Source organism: Pseudomonas sp. TH32, assembly GCF_016650855.1.
Taxonomy (GTDB): domain Bacteria; phylum Pseudomonadota; class Gammaproteobacteria; order Pseudomonadales; family Pseudomonadaceae; genus Aquipseudomonas.
Genome location: NZ_JAEKFA010000002.1, coordinates 4,575,306 through 4,594,575 on the forward strand (window position 1 = coordinate 4,575,306; position 19,270 = coordinate 4,594,575).

18 protein-coding genes and 1 pseudogene are annotated in these 19,270 nt (G+C 60.0%); 5 read left to right on the plus strand and 14 right to left on the minus strand.

Annotation, left to right across the window (positions count from 1 at the left end; genetic code table 11):
• The 4 genes from lspA to murJ all read right to left on the minus strand — a co-directional run bounded on the left by lspA (position 1) and on the right by murJ (position 5,943).
• Positions 1 to 510 carry a signal peptidase II gene (lspA, locus tag JFV30_RS24635; RefSeq protein WP_201125404.1) on the minus strand — a complete coding sequence of 170 codons (510 nt, stop codon included), beginning with the start codon at positions 508 to 510 and terminating at the stop codon, positions 1 to 3.
• Positions 503 to 3,334: an isoleucine--tRNA ligase gene (gene ileS / locus JFV30_RS24640; RefSeq protein ID WP_010174961.1), complete on the minus strand. Its 2,832-nt coding sequence runs from the start codon at positions 3,332 to 3,334 to the stop codon at positions 503 to 505. Before ileS ends, lspA begins: the two co-directional genes overlap by 8 nt.
• 13 nt (positions 3,335 to 3,347) lie before the next feature.
• Positions 3,348 to 4,286 (minus strand): bifunctional riboflavin kinase/FAD synthetase, encoded by a 939-nt coding sequence (gene ribF, locus JFV30_RS24645; protein ID WP_076014011.1) that lies wholly within the window; start codon positions 4,284 to 4,286, stop codon positions 3,348 to 3,350.
• A gap of 118 nt (positions 4,287 to 4,404) precedes the next feature.
• Positions 4,405 to 5,943 (minus strand): murein biosynthesis integral membrane protein MurJ, encoded by a 1,539-nt coding sequence (gene murJ, locus JFV30_RS24650; protein WP_201125405.1) that lies wholly within the window; start codon positions 5,941 to 5,943, stop codon positions 4,405 to 4,407.
• Positions 5,944 to 6,197: 254 nt separating this feature from the next.
• On the opposite strand from murJ, the gene rpsT reads away from it, so the two are divergent.
• Positions 6,198 to 6,476 carry a 30S ribosomal protein S20 gene (gene rpsT, locus JFV30_RS24655; protein ID WP_003215870.1) on the plus strand — a complete coding sequence of 93 codons (279 nt, stop codon included), beginning with the start codon at positions 6,198 to 6,200 and terminating at the stop codon, positions 6,474 to 6,476.
• 100 nt (positions 6,477 to 6,576) lie between these two features.
• On the opposite strand, the gene JFV30_RS24660 is transcribed toward rpsT, so the two are convergent.
• From JFV30_RS24660 to rplU, 5 genes are all read right to left on the minus strand, one after another.
• Complete coding sequence (locus JFV30_RS24660) at positions 6,577 to 7,041, minus strand: CreA family protein (RefSeq protein WP_008432835.1); 465 nt, start codon at positions 7,039 to 7,041, stop codon at positions 6,577 to 6,579.
• Between the two features lie 17 nt (positions 7,042 to 7,058).
• Complete coding sequence (proB, locus tag JFV30_RS24665) at positions 7,059 to 8,177, minus strand: glutamate 5-kinase (RefSeq protein WP_010174957.1); 1,119 nt, start codon at positions 8,175 to 8,177, stop codon at positions 7,059 to 7,061.
• A 123-nt stretch (positions 8,178 to 8,300) separates the two neighbouring features.
• Complete coding sequence (cgtA, locus tag JFV30_RS24670; RefSeq protein WP_010174956.1) at positions 8,301 to 9,524, minus strand: Obg family GTPase CgtA; 1,224 nt, start codon at positions 9,522 to 9,524, stop codon at positions 8,301 to 8,303.
• Positions 9,525 to 9,717: 193 nt separating this feature from the next.
• Positions 9,718 to 9,993, minus strand: a complete 276-nt coding sequence (gene rpmA / locus JFV30_RS24675) for a 50S ribosomal protein L27 (protein WP_003215862.1) — start codon at positions 9,991 to 9,993, stop codon at positions 9,718 to 9,720.
• 34 nt (positions 9,994 to 10,027) lie between these two features.
• Positions 10,028 to 10,342, minus strand: coding sequence for a 50S ribosomal protein L21 (gene rplU, locus JFV30_RS24680; protein ID WP_003176051.1), 315 nt, complete (start codon positions 10,340 to 10,342; stop codon positions 10,028 to 10,030).
• A gap of 239 nt (positions 10,343 to 10,581) precedes the next feature.
• Here rplU and JFV30_RS24685 point away from each other — a divergent pair, with 239 nt between their 5' ends.
• From JFV30_RS24685 to JFV30_RS24695, 3 genes are all read left to right on the plus strand, one after another.
• Positions 10,582 to 11,550, plus strand: a complete 969-nt coding sequence (locus JFV30_RS24685; protein ID WP_003215860.1) for a polyprenyl synthetase family protein — start codon at positions 10,582 to 10,584, stop codon at positions 11,548 to 11,550.
• Positions 11,551 to 11,679: 129 nt separating this feature from the next.
• Positions 11,680 to 12,021 carry a zinc ribbon domain-containing protein YjdM gene (locus JFV30_RS24690; protein ID WP_003215858.1) on the plus strand — a complete coding sequence of 114 codons (342 nt, stop codon included), beginning with the start codon at positions 11,680 to 11,682 and terminating at the stop codon, positions 12,019 to 12,021.
• A gap of 197 nt (positions 12,022 to 12,218) precedes the next feature.
• Positions 12,219 to 12,476, plus strand: coding sequence for a PA4570 family protein (locus JFV30_RS24695; RefSeq protein ID WP_003215856.1), 258 nt, complete (start codon positions 12,219 to 12,221; stop codon positions 12,474 to 12,476).
• A 54-nt stretch (positions 12,477 to 12,530) separates the two neighbouring features.
• Here the strand turns inward: JFV30_RS24695 and JFV30_RS24700 are convergent, their stop codons facing one another.
• The 3 genes from JFV30_RS24700 to JFV30_RS24710 all read right to left on the minus strand — a co-directional run bounded on the left by JFV30_RS24700 (position 12,531) and on the right by JFV30_RS24710 (position 14,141).
• Positions 12,531 to 13,148, minus strand: a complete 618-nt coding sequence (locus JFV30_RS24700) for an FKBP-type peptidyl-prolyl cis-trans isomerase (RefSeq protein WP_003215854.1) — start codon at positions 13,146 to 13,148, stop codon at positions 12,531 to 12,533.
• 114 nt (positions 13,149 to 13,262) lie between these two features.
• Positions 13,263 to 13,574 (minus strand): DUF6482 family protein, encoded by a 312-nt coding sequence (locus JFV30_RS24705; protein ID WP_201125406.1) that lies wholly within the window; start codon positions 13,572 to 13,574, stop codon positions 13,263 to 13,265.
• 78 nt (positions 13,575 to 13,652) lie between these two features.
• On the minus strand, positions 13,653 to 14,141 hold the full coding sequence (locus tag JFV30_RS24710) for a TIGR00645 family protein (RefSeq protein ID WP_010174946.1): 489 nt from the start codon (positions 14,139 to 14,141) through the stop codon (positions 13,653 to 13,655).
• Between the two features lie 166 nt (positions 14,142 to 14,307).
• Here JFV30_RS24710 and JFV30_RS24715 point away from each other — a divergent pair.
• A pseudogene (locus tag JFV30_RS24715) lies at positions 14,308 to 16,142 on the plus strand (hypothetical protein).
• 131 nt (positions 16,143 to 16,273) lie between these two features.
• On the opposite strand, the gene JFV30_RS24720 reads toward JFV30_RS24715, so the two are convergent.
• Complete coding sequence (locus JFV30_RS24720; RefSeq protein WP_076014017.1) at positions 16,274 to 16,600, minus strand: PA4575 family protein; 327 nt, start codon at positions 16,598 to 16,600, stop codon at positions 16,274 to 16,276.
• A gap of 198 nt (positions 16,601 to 16,798) precedes the next feature.
• A complete protein-coding gene (locus tag JFV30_RS24725; protein WP_010174939.1) occupies positions 16,799 to 19,237 on the minus strand; it encodes a Lon protease family protein in 2,439 nt (812 codons plus the stop codon).
• Between the last annotated feature and the right edge of the window lie 33 nt (positions 19,238 to 19,270).

The following is a 19,270-nucleotide window of genomic DNA, read 5'->3' on the forward strand; positions in this document are numbered from 1 at the left end:
TCAGTCATGAACGGTCTCTCCGGTTTTCTTACTTTTGAACATATCCAACGCCAGCATGATTGCACCGACGGTGATGGCGCTGTCAGCAAAGTTGAACGCCGGGAAGTACCAGCGGTTCTGCCAATGCACCAGAATGAAGTCGATCACATGGCCCAGGGCGATGCGGTCGTACAGGTTGCCCAATGCGCCACCCAGCACCAGCGCCAACGCGACGGCAAGCCAGGTGTCATCGCGCCCCAGGCGCTTGAGCCAGACCACCAGCACCGCACTGACCACCACGGCGATCAAGGCAAACAGCCAGCGCTGCCAGCCGGAGCTGTCAGCCAGGAAGCTGAACGCAGCGCCGGTGTTGTAGGCCAGGGTCCAGCTGAAGTAGTCGGGAATCACCACGATCTGCTGGTACATCTGCAAGGCGCCTTCGAAATGAGCCTTGCTGAGCTGGTCAATGACCAGCACCAGCACGCTCAGTACGAGCAAGCCCAGGCGTCCAAAACGACAGGCTTTAGGCATAGTGACGAACCTCGCCAGCACCAGAGATGTTGTCGACGCAGCGACCGCAGATTTCCGGGTGCTCCGGGTTCACACCGACATCTTCACGGCAGTGCCAGCAACGGGCGCACTTGGCGAAGGACGACTTGACCACTTTGAGCTTGAGGCCCGGGACTTCAGTCGCAACGGCATCCGCAGGGGCTTGAGCAAACGGCGCCAGGCTGGCGGTGGACGTGATCAAGACAAAGCGCAGTTCGTTGCTCAGCTTGGCCAGGTCGGCGGTCAGGCCTTCCTCGGCAAACAGCGTGACTTCGGCCTGCAAGTTGCCGCCAACGGCCTTCGCCGCGCGCTGCACTTCCAGCTCCTTGTTCACCGCAACCTTGACCGCCATCACGCCTTCCCAGTACTCGCGGCCCAGCTCGAAGTCGGCCGGCAGTTCGGTCAGGCCTTCGTACCAGGTGTTGAGCATCACGGACTCGTTACGCTCGCCCGGCAGGTATTCCCACAGCTCGTCGGCGGTGAAGGCCAGGATCGGCGCGATCCAGCGCACCAGCGCTTCAGAGATATGGTACAGCGCGGTCTGCGCCGAACGGCGGGCCTTGCTGTTGGCACCGGTGGTGTACTGGCGGTCCTTGATGATGTCGAGGTAGAAACCACCCAACTCCTGCACGCAGAAATTGTGGATCTTCGAGTAGACGTTCCAGAAGCGGTATTCGCCGTAGTGCTCTTGCAACTCGCGCTGCAGCAACAGGGTACGGTCCACGGCCCAACGGTCCAGGGCGAGCATGTCCTCGGCCGGCAGGATGTCGGTGGCCGGGTTGAAACCGGTCAGGTTCGACAACATGAAGCGTGCGGTGTTACGGATCCGGCGGTAGGCATCGGCGCTGCGCTGCAGGATCTGCTCGGACACGGCCATCTCGCCCGAATAATCGGTAGAGGCCACCCACAGGCGCATGATGTCGGCGCCCAGGGTGTCGTTGACCTTTTGCGGCGCGATCACGTTGCCCAAAGACTTGGACATCTTGCGACCGTTCTCGTCGACGGTAAAACCATGGGTCAGCAACTCGCGGTACGGGGCGTGATCGTCGATCGCACAACCGGTCAGCAACGAGGAGTGGAACCAGCCACGGTGTTGGTCGGAGCCTTCCAGGTACAGATCGGCGCGCGGGCCGGTCTCGTGACCCATAGGGTGCGAGCCACGCAATACGTGCCAGTGGGTGGTACCCGAGTCGAACCACACGTCGAGGGTGTCGCTGATCTTGTCGTACAGCGGCGCTTCGTCGCCCAACAGCTCGGCGGCATCCAGCTTGAACCAGGCTTCGATACCCTCTTGCTCAACGCGCTGGGCAACCACTTCCATCAGCTCGACGGTACGTGGGTGCAGCTCGCCGCTTTCCTTGTTCAGGAAGAACGGGATCGGCACGCCCCAGTTGCGCTGGCGGGAGATGCACCAGTCCGGACGGTTGGCGATCATCGAGTGCAGGCGCGCCTGACCCCAGGCCGGGACGAACTTGGTGTCTTCGATCGCCTTGATCGCACGCTTGCGCAGGGTTTCGCCGCTGGTCGGCTCTTTGTCCATGCCGATAAACCACTGCGCGGTGGCGCGGTAGATCAGAGGGGTCTTGTGGCGCCAGCAGTGCATGTAGCTGTGGGTGATGGTTTCGGTGTGCAGCAGCGCACCGACTTCAGCCAGCTTGTCGACGATCGCAGGGTTCGCCTTGAAGATGAACTGGCCACCGAAGAATTCCAGGGACGGCGCATACACGCCGTTGCTTTGCACTGGATTGATGATGTCGTCGTTGACCAGTCCGTACTGCTTGCAGATCACGAAGTCGTCTACGCCATAGGCAGGCGAGCAGTGAACCACACCGGTGCCGGCGCCCAGTTCAACATACTCGGCCAGGTAGATTGGCGACAGACGGTCGTAGAACGGGTGACGGAAGTTGATCAGCTCCAGCGCGGAGCCGGTAGTGGTCGCGATCACCGAGCCCTGCAGGTTGTAGCGGGTCAGGCACGACTCAACCAGCTCTTCAGCCAGCACCAGCAGCTTGTCACCGACGTCTACCAGGGCGTAGGTGAATTCCGGGTGCACGTTCAGCGCCTGGTTGGCCGGGATGGTCCACGGGGTGGTGGTCCAGATCACGATGGAGGCAGGCTTTGCCAGGCTCGCCAGGCCGAACGCTTCGGCCAGCTTGGCCTCGTCGGCGATCGGGAAGGCCACGTCGATGGTCGAGGACTTTTTGTCTTCGTATTCCACTTCTGCTTCGGCCAGGGCCGAGCCGCAGTCGAAACACCAGTTCACGGGCTTGAGGCCCTTGAACACGAAACCGCCCTTGACGATTTCGGCCAAGGCACGGATTTCACCGGCCTCGTTCTTGAAGTCCATGGTCTTGTACGGGTTGGCCCAGTCGCCCAACACACCCAGACGGATGAATTCGGACTTCTGCCCTTCGATCTGCTCGGTAGCGTAGGCACGGCACAGTTCGCGGGTTTTATCCGCGCCCAGGTTCTTGCCGTAGGTCACTTCGACTTTGTGTTCGATCGGCAGGCCGTGGCAGTCCCAACCCGGAACATAAGGCGCGTCAAAACCCGAAAGGGTTTTCGAGCGGACGATCATGTCCTTGAGAATCTTGTTCAGCGCATGACCGATGTGAATCGTGCCGTTGGCATAAGGAGGGCCGTCGTGCAGGACGAATTTCGGACGATCCTTGCCAATCTCGCGCAACTTTCCGTACAGGCCAATACTGTCCCAGCGCTGCAGGATCTGCGGTTCGCGCTGTGGCAGGCCGGCCTTCATTGGGAAGGCGGTGTCCGGAAGGTTTAGCGTGGCTTTATAGTCGGTCATTTAAGGCTCTTCATTAGCGATGGGCGCTAGGTGCGGCTAGTGCACGGGCGGCGGCGACATCCGCATTGATCGCCGTTTTCAACGCCTCCAGGGAGGCGAAACGCTGCTCTTCACGCAGCTTTTGGTGGAAAGCCACCGTCAAACGCCGGTCATACAGATCACCGGCAAAATCCAAAAGGTGAACTTCCAGGTGGGCTTTGCCATCACCTGCAACCGTGGGCCTGACGCCTATGTTGGCGACTCCGGGCCACGATTGGCCGTCGATGTCGACACTCACCAGGTAAACCCCGGTCAGCGGCACACGACGGCGCTTGAGTTGCACGTTGGCGGTTGGCGTGCCCAGTTGGCGCGCCAGCTTCTGGCCGTGCAGGACCCGCCCGGCAATCCGGAACGGGCGACCGAGCAAACGCTCGGCCAAGGCGAAGTCGGCAGCGGCCAGGGCGTTACGCACCTGGGTACTGCTCACGCGCAGGCCGTCCAGTTCGACGGTTTGCGCGGCTTCGACGGTAAAACCCTGGGTGACGCCGGCCTGCTGCAGGAAATCGAAATCCCCTACCCGGTCGCAACCGAAACGGAAGTCGTCGCCGACCTCCAGGTGCTGCACGCCCAGGCCGTCCACCAGGATACGGTCGACGAACTCGGCGGCACTGAGGCTGCGCAAGCGCTGGTTGAAAGCCAGGCAGAGGACACGGTCCACGCCCTCTTCCGCCAGCAGTTGCAGCTTGTCCCGCAGGCGGGCCAGACGTGCCGGCGCCGTTTCCGGGGTAAAGAATTCGCGGGGCTGTGGTTCAAAAATCACCACACAGCTGGGCACGCCCAACTCAACCGCACGCTCACGCAGGCGGGCCAGGATAGCCTGGTGGCCACGGTGAACACCGTCAAAGTTGCCAATAGTGGCGACGCAGCCCCGATGCTGGGGGCGCAGGTTGTGGAGACCTCGAACCAGCTGCATAACGCGCTTCTTGCTCATAAAGTGGTCGATTATAACCACACCCGGCCCCGGACGACAGGCAACAGCGCAGGCCATTTGTGCGAATCGATAAAACAACCGCTTTATCGACGAAAAGTCTCTAGCTCAGCGACTTGCGATTGAAATCCCGCAAGCGGAAGCCCATCAGCAGCAACATGCCGAAGTACACCGCTACGCCAGCCACCACCAACACACCGAGGCGCATGAAGCGCTCCAGCATATGGCCCTGATCCCAGGCGGGCATGAAGTGCATAAGGCCCAGCAGCACCGCCGCCATCGCGCCCACGGCCACCACCAGCTTGAGCGCAAACGAGCCCCAGCCTGCCTGCGGCTGGAACATTTTCTGTTTGCGCAGCTGATAAAACAGCAGCCCGGCATTGATGCAGGCACCCACACTGATCGCCAGCGCCAGCCCGGCATGTTTCAACGGGCCAATGAACGCCAGGTTGAGCAGTTGCGTCACGACAAGGGTGAAGATCGCGATTTTTACCGGGGTGCGGATGTTTTGTTGAGCATAAAAGCCAGGGGCCAGCACTTTGATCACGATGATGCCCAACAGCCCGACGGAGTAGGCAATCAGCGCACGCTGGGTCATCGAGGCGTCAAACGCGGTGAACTGGCCGTACTGGAACAGCGCAACCGTCAGCGGCTCGGCGAGCAACCCCAAGGCCACGGCGCACGGCAGCACCAGCACGAAGCACAAGCGCAGGCCCCAATCGAGGATCCGCGAATACTCGTGACGGTCCTTGCTGGCGTAGGTACGGGACAACGTTGGCAGCAGGATGGTGCCGAGCGCCACACCCAGCACACCGGACGGCAACTCCATCAGACGGTCGGCGTAGTACATCCACGACACCGAGCCCGAGACCAGCAACGAGGCGAAGGCGGTGTTGATGATCAGTGAGATCTGGCTGACGGAAACCCCGAGGATTGCCGGCAGCATATTGCGCATCACCCGCCAGACGCCGGTGTCCTTGAGGTTCAGGCGCGGCAGCACCAGCATGCCGATCTTCTTCAGGTGCGGCAGCTGATACAGCAGTTGTGCCAGGCCACCGGCCAGGACCGCCCAGCCCAGAGCCATCACGGGCGGATCGAAGTACGGCGTCAGGAACAGCGCAAAAACAATCATGCTGACGTTAAGCAGGGTTGGCACGAACGCCGGCACCGAGAAGCGGTTCCAGGTATTGAGGATCGCCCCGGCCAGGGACGACAGGGAAATCAGCAATATATAAGGAAAGGTCACCCGCAACAGGTCAGTGGTCAGGGCGAATTTTTCCGGCGTATTGGCAAATCCGGGGGCCGTGGCCCAGATCACCCAGGGCGCGGCGAGCATGCCCGCGATCGTCACCAGCGTCAGCACCAGCGTCAGCAAACCCGAAACATAAGCAATAAAGGTGCGGGTCGCCTCCTCGCCTTGCTGGGCCTTGTATTCCGCCAGAATCGGCACGAAGGCCTGGGAAAAAGCCCCTTCGGCGAAGATCCGCCGCAGCAGGTTGGGCAGTTTAAAGGCAATAAAGAAGGCATCCGTGGCCATGCTGGCGCCAAAAATACGTGCCAGCAGCGTGTCACGCACAAACCCCAGAACCCGGGAAATCATGGTGATAGAGCTGACGGCGGCCAACGATTTGAGCAGGTTCATTGAAAGAGTTTTTGCCTATAGATAAAGAGCAGGCGAACAAACGGCCCACATATGCGATACTCCGCGCCTGCAACAAGCACAGAGCCAAAGCTCGCGAGTTTACAGGTCAAGCGCCGGAAATAAATCACCCGCCTCTTAAGATCGACCACTCAGCAGTTCGCATCACACGCCCTTGACAAGACTTCAACTCATCGGCATGATTCGCGGCCTATTTTGTTTGCTATTTCCTAAAAAGTCTTTCGAGGAGCTCGACGGTGGCCAACACACCTTCCGCCAAAAAACGTGCAAAACAGGCTGAGAAGCGTCGCAGCCACAACGCCAGCCTGCGTTCCATGGTTCGTACCTACATCAAGAATGTAGTTAAAGCCATTGACGCAAAAGACGCTGAAAAAGCTCAAGCTGCTTACGTTCTGGCCGTGCCAGTTATCGACCGTATGGCCGATAAAGGCATCATCCACAAGAACAAAGCTGCTCGCCATAAAGGTCGTCTGAATGGCCACATCAAGGCTCTGAACCTTGCTGCTGCAGCCTAAGCGATAAGCTTGTTAAAAAACCGACCCCAGGGTCGGTTTTTTATTGCCTGTAATTTGGGCAAGCCAAAAAAAGAGCCGGCATGCCGGCTCTTCTAGAGATTTACTGCGCCGTCGGCCACGGCAGGATCGGAATCGCCGTCACCGCATTCTGCGGGCTGCCTTCGATCAAGCGGTCGCTGTAGACCAGATACACCAGGGTATTGCGCTTCTTGTCGAGGAAACGCACCACCTGCATGGTCTTGAACACCAGGGACGTGCGTTCCTTGAACACCTCATCCCCATCCTTCAGCTCGCCCTTGAAGCGAATCGCGCCCACCTGACGACAAGCAATCGACGCCTCGGCACGATCTTCCGCCAGGCCCAGGCCACCCTTCACCCCGCCAGTCTTGGCGCGAGACAGGTAGCAGGTCACGCCATCCACCTTCGGATCATCAAAAGCCTCGACCACGATCCGGTCATTGGGACCGACGAACTTGAACACCGTCGACACCTGGCCAATCTCTTCGGCCGACGCCAGCAGCGGCATCGCCAACAGCAAACCGAGCAATCCCTTCATTACGCGCATCGAGACTTCCTTTTTACTTAAACCAGAATCAGGTTATCCCGGTGAACCAGCTCCGGCTCAGCCATGTAACCCAACAGACCGACAATCGCTTCAGACGACTGCCCAATGATTTTCTGCGCCTCAAGGGCGCTGTAATTGGCCAGGCCACGAGCAATCTCGCGACCGTCCGGCGCCACACACACCACCATCTCGCCACGACGGAAACTGCCCTGGACCAATTTTACGCCCACCGGCAGGAGGCTTTTGTTGCCTTGAGACAACGCAGACACCGCACCCGCATCCAGCACCAGGGTACCGCGCGTCTGAAGATGCCCCGCCAGCCACTGCTTGCGCGCCGCCAGCATGCCGCGCTCGGGCGACAGCAGCGTACCGATGCGCTCACCCGCCTTCAGGCGATCCAGTACACGCTCAATCCGGCCACCGACGATGATGGTATGCGCGCCGGAACGCGCCGCCAGCCGCGCCGCACGCAGCTTGGTCTGCATACCGCCACGCCCCAGGGCACCACCGACACTGCCGGCCACCGCATCCAGCGCCGGGTCATCTGCACGGGCTTCGTAAATCAGCTGGGCATCCGGGTTATTGCGCGGGTCAGCGTCGAACATGCCATCGCGATCCGTGAGGATCACCAGCAAGTCAGCCTCAACCAGGTTAGCTACCAGGGCGGCCAGGGTGTCGTTGTCGCCGAAACGAATTTCGTCGGTCACCACGGTGTCATTCTCGTTGATCACCGGGATCACCTTGAGTTCAACCAGGGCGCGCAAGGTGCTGCGGGCATTCAGGTAGCGCTTGCGGTCAGACAAGTCGTCATGGGTCAGCAGAATCTGCGCCGTGTGGCGACCGTGCTCGGCAAAGCTGGACTCCCAGGCCTGCACCAGGCCCATCTGACCGATGGCGGCAGCGGCCTGCAGCTCGTGCATCGCGCTGGGTCGCGCGGTCCAGCCGAGACGGCTCATGCCCGCGGCAACTGCCCCGGACGACACCAGCACCAACTCGACGCCAGCCTCATGCAACGCCACCATCTGGTCCACCCAGACGCTCATGGCCGCACGATCCAGCCCCTTGCCATCCGCCGTCAGCAGCGCGCTACCGATCTTAACGACCCAACGCTGCGCACCTGTCACCTTGCTCCGCATCATCTTCAACCTTAGATAGAGGGCCGCGCGACCCAGCGCCGCCCATAACGTTATTCGTGACTACCGATTTCCAGATACCAAAACGCCGCTCGATTGAGCGGCGCTTAAGTTTACTGCAACGAATCAGTCGCGCACGTAAATGATTTCCGGGCCATCTTCATCATCCACGTCTTCTTCGTCCCAATCGTCGTCACCGATGTCATGGACCGACTTGACGCCACTGCGACGCAGCGCACGCTGGTCATCCAGCGCTTGCAACTGGGCACGGGCTTCGTCTTCGATGCGCTGATCCAGCTCGGCCAGCTCTGCCTTGTAGACAGGGTCGGCCGCCAGGCGATCGGCACGGTCTTCGAGGTAGCGCATGATGTCGCGAGTCAGGCGCTCAGTGCCTTCTTTGGCAATGGCCGAGATCACGTAGACCGGACCGGTCCATTCCAGGCGATCGACGATTTCCTTGACGCGCTCTTCGTGCTCTTCCTCGAGGATCTGGTCGCACTTGTTCAGTACCAACCAACGATCGCGCTCAGCCAGAGACGGGCTGAACTTGGTCAGCTCGCTGACGATCACTTCTGCAGCGTCCGGCGCACTGGTGTCATCCAGCGGCGCCATGTCGACGAGGTGCAGCAGCAAACGGGTACGGGACAAGTGCTTGAGGAAACGAATCCCCAGGCCCGCGCCATCGGAAGCACCTTCGATCAGGCCCGGGATGTCTGCGACCACGAAGCTTTTCCAGCGATCGACACTGACCACACCCAGGTTTGGCACCAGGGTAGTGAACGGGTAATCGGCAACTTTCGGCTTGGCAGCAGACACCGAGCGGATGAACGTACTTTTGCCAGCGTTCGGCAGGCCCAGCAGACCCACGTCAGCCAACACCTTCATTTCCAGCTTGAGGTCACGCTGCTCGCCCGGCTTGCCCGGCGTGGTCTGGCGTGGCGCACGGTTGGTACTGGATTTGAAACGGGTGTTACCCAGACCGTGCCAGCCGCCATGAGCCACCAGCAAGCGCTGACCGGCTTTGGTCAGGTCGCCGATGATTTCCTGGGTAGCGGAGTCGATCACGGTAGTGCCGACCGGAACCCGCAGGACCAGCTCTTCGCCTTTTTTACCGGTGCAGTCGGTGCTGCCGCCGTTGGAGCCACGCTCGGCATCAAAGTGCCGGGTGTAACGGTAATCCACCAGGGTGTTGAGGTTTTCGTCGGCGACCATGTAGACCGAGCCGCCATCGCCACCATCACCACCGTTGGGACCACCGTTTTCGATGAATTTTTCCCGACGGAAACTCATGCAACCGTTACCGCCGTCGCCAGCTTTTACTCGGATCGAAACTTCATCAACGAACTTCATAACAAAACGCCTCTCGTCGCATGGACGAGCTTAAGAAACCAAGACATAAGACTCTTGCAAAAATGAGCGCAGCGACCTCAAGCAACGACCGCAAATCCACTGCTTTCACCCATCACAAACAGCTTTGCAAGAGACTCACCCCACAAACGAAAAAGCCCCGTCGCGAGACAGGGCTTTTCCAGCAACTACGTAATTATGCCGCGACGACTTCAGTCTTCGGGACAATGCTCACGTAACGGCGGTTGAAAGCGCCTTTTACTTCAAACTTGATCACGCCGTCGATTTTAGCGAACAGAGTGTGATCTTTACCCATGCCAACACCGTAACCGGCGTGGAATTGGGTGCCGCGCTGACGCACGATGATGTTGCCCGGAATGATAACCTGGCCGCCATACATCTTCACGCCAAGGCGTTTGGCTTCTGAGTCGCGACCGTTACGGGTACTACCACCAGCTTTTTTGTGTGCCATGAGTCAATTCTCCTAGTGAGGAATTAGGCTGAAATTAAGCCTGAATACCGGTGATTTTGATCTCGGTGTACCACTGGCGGTGGCCCATACGCTTCATGTGGTGCTTACGACGACGGAACTTGATGATGCGGACTTTATCGTGACGACCTTGGGAGATCACTTCAGCCACAACGGTAGCGCCTGCAACAACTGGAGCGCCGATGTTCACGTCATCGCCATTGGCGACCAACAGAACGCGATCAAAGGTAACGGATTCGCCAGTAGCGATTTCCAGCTTCTCGATCTTCAGGTATTCACCTGGGGCGACCTTGTATTGCTTGCCACCAGTAACAATTACTGCGTACGACATGGTATTTCTCCGATAATCCTGCTCACCCAGCGCTTTATAAGAAGAGGTATTGGCTGGCATGGCTGCATGGGATGGACGTCCCGAATGCAATTGCGTAAGGCAGGTGCTGCCCAGGAAGTTCAGGGTGCGCGATTGTACGCAAGCTATGGAGGTGTTGCAAGTAGCCGTCTATCGCGCCTTGACACTACGGGACGTGGGTCCTAGCATGCCGCGCAACCCTTCTGGAGCGACTGTCGCTGATGCAACCCCAAGCTTTCTACCGCGCGGTGGCGGACGATTTTAGCGCCGTCGACGGCATCATCAAGAAGCAGCTGACTTCTAAAGTGCCGCTGGTCTCCAAAATTGGCGACTACATTACGTCGGCCGGCGGTAAACGCCTGCGTCCTTTATTAGTGTTGCTGTGTGGCAAGGCGCTCGGCCGCGAAGGCGATGACCTGCGCCTGCTGGCCGCGACCATCGAGTTCCTGCACACCGCCACCCTGCTGCACGACGACGTGGTCGACATGTCCGGCATGCGCCGCGGTCGCGAGACGGCCAACGCGATGTGGGGCAATGCGCCAAGCGTGCTGGTGGGCGACTTCCTGTACTCGCGCTCCTTCGAAATGATGGTCGAACTGGGCTCGATGCCGGTGATGAAGATTCTTTCACAGGCCACGCGCATCATCGCCGAAGGCGAAGTGTTGCAGCTGTCGAAGGTTCGCGACGCCAGCACCACCGAAGAAACCTACATGGAAGTGATTCGCGGCAAAACCGCGATGCTCTTCGAAGCCTCGACCCACAGTGCCGCGGCCCTGTGCGAAGCGACGCCCGAGCAGAGCGAAGCCCTGCGCACCTTCGGCGATCACCTGGGCGTAGCCTTCCAGCTCGTGGACGACCTGCTGGATTATCGCGGCGATGCCGAAACCCTGGGCAAGAACGTCGGTGACGACCTGGCCGAGGGCAAGCCGACCTTGCCGCTGATCTACACCATGCGCGAAGGCACGCCGGAACAGGCCGCCCTGGTGCGCAAGGCGATCCAGAAAGGCGGGATCGAAGACCTGGAAAGCATCCGTGAAGCCGTGGAAGCCTCGGGTTCCCTCGAATACACCGCGCAACTGGCCCGTGACTACGTCGCTCGCGCCATCCAATGCCTGGAAGCCCTTCCAGCCAGCGAATACCGGGACGCCCTGGTTGAGCTGAGTGAGTTTGCGGTCGCCCGCACCCACTGATTCTGCTCTGCTTCATGTGGGAGCTGGCTTGCCAGCTCCCACAGCGTTCTCTGGCGTTGCTGCACCCTGCCCGGCTAAAACCCTATATAATGTGCGCTTTTTAGCCATCCTGAAACTAAAGGAGCTTTAGTGAGCACGTTGCCACCCTGCCCAAAATGCAATTCCGAATACACCTACGAAGACGGCGCCCAGCTGATTTGCCCGGAATGCGCCCATGAGTGGGCCGTCGGAGGCGAAGCCGAGGCTGCCAGCGATGAATCCGTGAAAAAAGACTCTGTGGGCAACGTCCTGCAGGACGGCGACACCATCACCGTGATCAAGGACCTCAAGGTCAAGGGCACCTCTCTGGTGGTCAAGGTCGGCACCAAGGTGAAAAACATCCGCCTGTGCGACGGCGACCACGATATCGACTGCAAGATCGACGGTATCGGCCCGATGAAACTCAAGTCCGAGTTCGTACGCAAAGTCTGAATCTGCTGCCTCCATCCCGTGCCCTGCACGGGATGGCGCTTCGCCCTCCCCGCGTCACTCCCGCACTGCCGGCAAAAGGCCAGGCCTTTTGATCAAAAACAATATCCACACAGAAAAGTCCGGAAATCGCCAATAGGGACTTGCTATTCCTTGAATAAGAATTATTCTCATTGAAACCCATCAAGGAGATGCGACCCATGACTTATTTGATTGATGCCTGGCTGGACCGCCCACACCCTTACCTGCGGATCCTTCATCGGGAAACCGGGGAAGTCTGCGCGGTGCTGGAAGAAGAAGCGCTGAGTGAACTGCAGGATCAGGGCGACCTGGACGTCAATGGCCTGAGCTCCAGCGAACCTGGAGTGTTGAAGGAGGTGGTGAGAAATCTGTTTCTGTTCTGCTATGCCCGGGCGTTGCGCCCGGTGACGGATCTCAATGGCAAGTTTCATCCATGAGTAACCGCGCAAAACGCTGTAGGAGCGAGCAGGCTCGCTCCTACAGGTAAGGTCTTACAGAACGTCGAGCAGCTCGACGTCGAACACCAGAACGCTGTGCGGCGGGATGCTGCCAACGCCTTGAGCGCCGTAAGCCAGTTCGCTCGGCACGTACAGACGCCATTTGCTGCCGGCATTCATCAGTTGCAGGGCTTCGGTCCAGCCGGCGATCACGCCGCCAACCGGGAATTCTGCAGGCTGGCCGCGCTCGTAGGAACTGTCGAACACAGTGCCGTCGATCAGGGTGCCGTGGTAATGAGTGCGCACTTGGTCTTCACGGGTTGGCTTGGCGCCAGAACCTGCGGTCAGCACTTCAAATTGCAGGCCGGAAGCCAGGGTGGTGATGCCGTCACGCTTGGCGTTTTCAGCCAGGAAAGCCAGGCCTTCGCCAGCAGCGGCTTCAGCCTTTGCAGCCGCTTCGGCTTGCATGATTTCGCGGATGACCTTGAAGCTGGCGGCCATTTGCTCTTGGTCCACACGGCTTGGCTTACCGGCGAAAGCGTCGGTCAGGCCAGCCAGGATCGCGTCCAGGCTCACACCCGGTGGCGGGTTGTCGCGCAGTTGGTCGCCCAACTGACGGCCAATGCCGTAGCTCACGCGGGTTTCGTCGGTGGACAAGTTAACTTCGGACATGGAACTGCTCCGCTGTAGGACAGCGCCGGAAAACTGCAACATTTCCCGAACCGCCCAGAACTAAAAGGGCGAGCAGACTAGCACACAAGAACGACCGATGATGAGCCCCCGCCCTTACCAGGCGGAGTGGATGGCGATCGGCAAGCGCAGGCTTTCCTCGGCGCCGGGCGGCATGCCGCACATTTCGTCGTGCACCGAGGTGTGCACCAGCTCAAACGGCATTTTCGGCATCGCGTGCTTGTGCAGCAGTTGGCGCGCGTGCTCCACCGAACGCAGGTGCAGGGTTTTGCCCTGGTCATCGCCCAACGGGTACGCCCTGCCCTGCATGCGGGCTTCCAGCACGTAGATACCGCCTTCGAGGGAGATCAGGCTCAATTGGTCAATACGGCCTACCGTGGCGTAGGCATACAGCTCTTGCAGGTTCATGACGGCACCTCCAGGACAGAGCTATAGAGATAGGCCGGAACGCCTCGAACCACAAGGCGAAAACCGGCCATCCGTCCATTAGTGCTTGGTGACTTTGTCCAGGTAGCCCATGGCAAACGCCGACACCACGAAGGTCATGTGAATGATCACGTACCACTTCAGGTGCTCGGGGTCGACGTTCTTGGCGTCCATGAAGACCCGCAGCAAGTGGATCGACGAAATCGCCACGATGGACGCCGCGACCTTCATCTTCAGCGACGAGGAGTCCATGGTCCCCAGCCAGTTGAGCTTTTCCTTGCTTTCGTCGATGTCCAGCTGGGAGACGAAGTTCTCGTAGCCACTGATCATCACCATCACCAGCAGGCCGCCCACCAGCGCCATGTCGATCAACGACAGCAGCACCAGGATCACATCCGATTCGCTCATGGAGAACACCATGGGAATCACATGGAACACTTCCTGGAAGAACTTCAGACCCAGCGCCAGCAGGCCCAGGGACAAACCGAAATAGATCGGCGCCAACAGCCAGCGTGAGGCATACATTGCATTTTCGATAAAGCGTTCCATTGAATCTCACACAGCGTGGCTAAAAATGGCGCCGAGTATACCAGCCGTTCCCAAACGCCAGAAACCGTCGAGAAAACTGATCTGTACGGCATCTGTAAAAGAATTTTTCTGCTAGTGTCGAGCTCATCAACTCGGCTCGATGATGTCGGACAGGAAAACTCAGATAATGGATGTGCGATCCCCTTTGGCCAGCATTGGCCTGTGTGCGGCGTTGCTGATGGGCAGCGGTTGTTCCCCCAGCGATGAACACAAGCAAGCCAGCCTCGAAGAGAAAACCGCCAAGTTCGAACAGTCCCTGGACGCCATCCAGGACCCCAAGCTCAAGGACGCCGTGTCCGAGCTCGGTGGTTCGTTGCTGTTGCTGGAGCGGGCGCGGGTCAAGCTCGCCACCAAGCCCATAGAGGCCGAGTACAGCGAAGACGCCCTGGCGCTGCTCAAGCATTACCCGACGCCCCAGGCCCTGGTTGATACCTACATCAATGGCCTGTTTGTGCTGCGCAAGGCGTCCCATTCGGACTACCTGACGGACCTGCAGCCGATCTTCCCGTTCAACTTCAACATGCCCGACCAGTTCCCGTTCCCCCACGGACTGGAATGGCAGTCGGTCACTTTGAGCAACAACAAGGTCATCCCCTTCCAGCCGGAATGGTCGGAAACCGACCCGGGCATCCAGTTGAGCCCCACCAGTTCCAACCTGACCAACCCCGATGACCTCACGGTGACCTACCCGTTCGTCGAAGGCATCGAGACTGACAACAAGAGCCAGCCGCAGCCTGTCACCCTCAAGGGCAAGGTCGAAGTGATCGCCCCGCGCAAAGTCTTCACCTTCGACTTGTCGAAGAAGGACGTGGGCCGCAAACGCACCGAAGAAAACGTCACGGTCACCCTGCTGACCCTGGAAAAGAACTACGCCGAGGTCGAACTGACCAACAGCGCCCCCTCGCGCCGGAAGTCGCCGACGAATCGCCTAACCCGCTGCTGGTGCAGGCGCGCGATACCACCGGGAAATTTCTCTCGCGCTCGGGCTCGATCAACGAGAACGCCGCCCAACTGGCGTTCTACGAGAAGCAACTGGCGGAAATGCAAAAGCAGACGGCCTGGTCCGATGCCTTCGAGAAACAGCTGGAAGACGAGCAGAAAGCCTTCGAACACAAGCAGGACAGCCATTACACCAAGGTGTACTTCAATGGCTTGATCGACAACGTGCAAGTCAGCGTCCTCGACTTTTCCCAAGCCACCGTAACCCGCAAGGACCTGGACCTGCCCGTGCGGCGCTTCGACAAGAACAGCCTGGAGAAAACCGTACAGCCCCTGCCAATGCCCGTCACCGTGTATGACGACCAGGCCTCCGACTGGCTGAAGGACGCCACACTGTCCGAAGACCAACTCAAGAAAAGCGTCACCATCAATCAGTCGGTGGATGACGCCAGCGCGGCGCACATCGAGTTCGATCACCCCTACACCTTCAACGACGACCTGCTGGGCGACGACCGCGGCGGCGGCGATGCCCCCGTGACCTTTCTCACGGCCAACGACGAAGGCAAGCTCGGCGAGCCGATCGAGCTGCCCGCCGAGGCCTACGAGGTCGACCCGGGGCGCGCCACCATTACCTATGACCTGAACCTGTTCCCCGAGAACCCAGGGTTTGCCGTAGGTTCAATGCCGCTGTTCCTGGCCACCATCGAAAAAGGCAACCTCACGGCGGGGCAACTGCCCAAGGGCCTGGAACTGAAAGACAACGCGCTGATTGTCGATCAGAAGCTGTTCCCCGCCGACAGCTGGCGGTTCTATGCCAAGGACGCCAGCGGCAACTACCTGAAGGAAATTCTCGGCGTCAGCCACCGCGCCGAGGAGTACGGCACGGCGTTGTTCGACGTGCATTACTTCTACGGCCAGCCGAGCGCATTGGAGACCTACCAGCGCACAGGGTTGAACACGGTGCAGTATGGGTTTGAGGTCAAGCTGGACAAGCCCGAGTCGGCACCTGCCCCCAAGCCGTAAGCGCCAAGCGGGCTGGTGTGGGAGCCGGGCTTGCCCGCGATAGCATCACCTCGGTCCAGTTGAAAGACCGAGTTGCCTGCATCGCAGGCAAGCCAGCTCCCACACAAACCCACACATTGGGTTTTCGATGTTTAGCGGATATCACTCAACGCCGTTTGCCGCCCGCCATTGAGCTGTCGCAAGTGCGCCTGGAGGTGCAGGCACCAGATCTGCGGGTCGTCGGCCAGTTCGTACCCGTGCAGGGTCAGGCTTTCGACAATCGAATCGAGGATGGTTTGTGCCACGAAAGGTCCGTGAAACGGGCCTTGAGACTTGATGGTGGAGGGCTGTTCGCCAGTCATTCCGGCGGCAAACAACAAGGTCCACATCCCGGTATCCCCCGCGAGAGGGCGAATGGAACATTCGATACGGGTGACCAGGCCCAGGCACTGGCGGGTGAGGCAGAGGTTGCGCGACATGGCGGCGACCCTCGGTAGATCCGGTATTCAGCCTCGCAGGGCAAGACTGTTTCTATCCAGCGACTCCTGTGGATATCCCTTGAGCTGAGAATAGAAGAAACCCGGTACAAACCAAGGCTGGGGGACCAACGGACGACTGCCCTGTGGTGAGGGGGCTTGTCCCCCTCGCCACAAGGCGTGCCCCTCATCCGATCAACATCACACGGGCTTGGTCTCAGCCAACGCCTCCTGCGCCAACTCCTTCTCGGCTTCCTTCAGATCATCCTCGCTGATCATCTCGGCGATCGCCCGCAGGCGCTCCACCACCCGCGCGTTGACGCTGCCTTCAGGGAATTGCCCCTCCTCGTCCGGCGACCCCGCCGGCTCGCCCACCAGCAGGCTCAGGGCTTCGTCAGCCTGGCGCACGGCGTAGACGTGGAATTGCCCGTCCCGCACGGCCTGCAACACCTTCTCATCAAGCATCAGCGTCGCGACGTTGGCCTGGGGAATGATCGCGCCCTGCTCGCCGGTCAGCCCGCGGGCTTCACAGAGGCGGAAGAAACCTTCGATCTTCTCGTTGACCCCACCCACCGCCTGCACTTCACCAAACTGGTTGATGGAACCGGTGATGGCAAAGCACTGCTTGAGAGGCGTCTTCGACAGGGCCGAGATCAAGGTGCAGGCCTCGCCCAGGGACGCACTGTCGCCGTCGACGTAACCGTAGGACTGCTCCAGGGCGATACTTGCCGAGATCGCCAGCGGGAATTCCTGGGCATAACGGCTGCCCAGGTAACCGGTGAGGATCATCACGCCCTTGGAGTGAATCGGCTGGCCGAGGTTTACTTCGCGCTCGATATCGACGATGCCGCTGCCGCCCGGGTACACCGTGGCAGAAATCCGCGCCGGCACACCGAATGCCGAGTCACCGACCTCCAGCACTGTCAGCCCGTTGCACTTGCCCACCGCTGCACCGGCGGTGTCGATCAGGATCACCCCGGCGAGCATGTCGTCGAGAATCCGCGCCGACACCCGCCCGGTGCGTGTGGCCTTGGCCTTTAACGCACGCTCGATGTGCCCGGCATCCGTGCGTTCATCGCCCGCCAGGTGGCGAATGAAATCCGCCTCGCTGACCAACTGGAACAAATCGCCAATACGCGCCGACAGGCGCCCCTGGTTCTCCGCCAGCCGCGCGCTGTAGGTCGCCAGCCGCGCCACGGCGTCCGAGGTCAACGGCGCCATGCCTTCTTCCGAGGTGCGGGTTTTCAGCAGCTGGGCAAACTGCTCCAGGCTTTCATCCACCATCGGAATGTCTTCGTCAAAATCCACCAGCACGCGGAACATCTCCTGGAAGTCCGGATCCGCGTCTTGCAACGCGTAGTACAGCTGGCGGGAGCCGATGATGATGACCTTGAGCTGCAACGGGATCACTTGCGGGTTGAGGGTCACGGTGGCCAGGCGGCCCAGTTCGCCCAACGGTGATTCCATCTTCAGCTTGCGCGACTGCAGGGCACGCTTGAGGGCGTCCCACACAAACGGCTCGCTGAGCATTTTCTCGGCTTCGAGGATCAGGAAACCGCCGTTGGCCCGGTGCAGCGCGCCCGGCCGCAACTGCCGATAGGTGGTGTAGAGCGCGCCCTGGTCGGTGCTGTATTCAATGCGGCCGAACAGGTTGTCGTAGGTCGGGTGCGGCTCGAATACCACCGGCGCGCCACCGTTGACCGGATGGCCCACCACCAGGCTCGGGCAGTACTGCTCTTCCAGCAACTTGCGGGCCTGGGCGTCGGTTTTCGCGTCATCCACCAACTGCTCGACCACGGTTTTCAGCAGGTACACCTGCATGGCCTGCAAGTAACCGCAGACGGCCGCGTTCTCCGCGTACTTCTCGGACAACGGCGCCAACAATGGCTGCAAGGCCAGGGTGATGGTTTCTTCGTTGAACTGGCGCATCTGGTTATTGGACTCGCGCTTCCACTGGGGCAGGCTGGCGAGTTCTTCGTTGAGGCGTTCTTCCAGTTCCGAGATGTCGGTGTGGAAACGCTCACGGTCGGCTTCCGGCAGTTGCGAAAACTCGGCCTCGTCCAGCGCCTTGCCGTCGAGCATCGGGGTAAAGGCGATGTTGCTGCTGTCACGGTACAGCGCCACGTCCTTTTCCAGGGCCAGGCGCTCGATCACATCCAGGGCGCGGTCGTAACGCTGGTTGAAGGCACGATCGATGGCACTTTTGCGCTGTTGATACGTCGGGTGTTCGAACACCGCCGGAAAGGTCGCGACCAGGTTGTCGATCAGGCCGTTGATATCGCTGATGAACGCGGCAGCACCGCCCGCAGGCAGCTCCAGCGCACGGGGCTCGCGAGGCTCATCGAAATTATTGACGTAGACCCAGTCGGCCGGGGTCTGCAGGCGTTTGCCTTCGGCCTTGAGGTAGCGTTTGACGAACGAAAAGCGGCCGGTACCGGGCTCGCCCATCACAAATACGTTGTAACCGGGGCGTGGCATGGCCACACCGAACTGCAAGGCTTCGACCGCACGTTCCTGGCCAAGCACACCGCGAAAGGGCTCCAAATCATTGGTGGTCGAGAAGCTGAACTGTTCAGCGGAAAAAGGACGAGTCAGCGCTTCAGGCGCTAGACGCAAGCTGGCAGCAACAGGATCAGGCATCGGGCTTCCTTACATCAGGCGGGGCAGATGACG